Annotated in this window: 1 pseudogene; it reads left to right on the top strand. The window is 42.4% G+C overall.

Annotation, left to right across the window (positions count from 1 at the left end):
• Positions 1–110 precede the first annotated feature (110 nt).
• A pseudogene (locus Q1A70_RS20445) lies at positions 111–434 on the top strand (IS630 family transposase); the annotation flags it as partial.

Here is a 434-nt window from a genome sequence, read left to right as displayed (position 1 = left end):
GACTGAGAAGGTTATATCTATGTGCTACCGAAGTTGGACTAAGCTGACCAATTAAATAATCAAATTGGTATTATATAGTGAAGGAGTTTGGTAAACACTACCACCCAGACTCTATCTACTATTTGCTTAATCACATGGGCTTCTCTTGGATAACATCACGCTCCAAGCACCCTCGTCAATCCCAGCAAATCCAAGACGATTTTAAAAAAATTCAAAATTGAAACGATCCTTAAGATCCCCGGTCACATGGGGCTTGATAACGTCGATGTCTGGTTTCAAGATGAAGCAAGATTTGGTCAGCAAAACACGACAACTCGACTTTGGGCTAAACGTGGATCAAGACCAAGAGCAGTAAAACAGCAGCAGTTTGAATATGCGTATTTGTTTGGCTCAGTATGTCCCGCTAGAGGTATTGGCGAGGCGATGGTCGTTCC

The organism is uncultured Vibrio sp., from assembly GCF_947488985.1.
Lineage (GTDB): Bacteria > Pseudomonadota > Gammaproteobacteria > Enterobacterales > Vibrionaceae > Vibrio.
The sequence above is the reverse complement of the archived record's forward strand: the minus strand, read 5'-3'. Positions and strand labels throughout refer to the sequence as shown.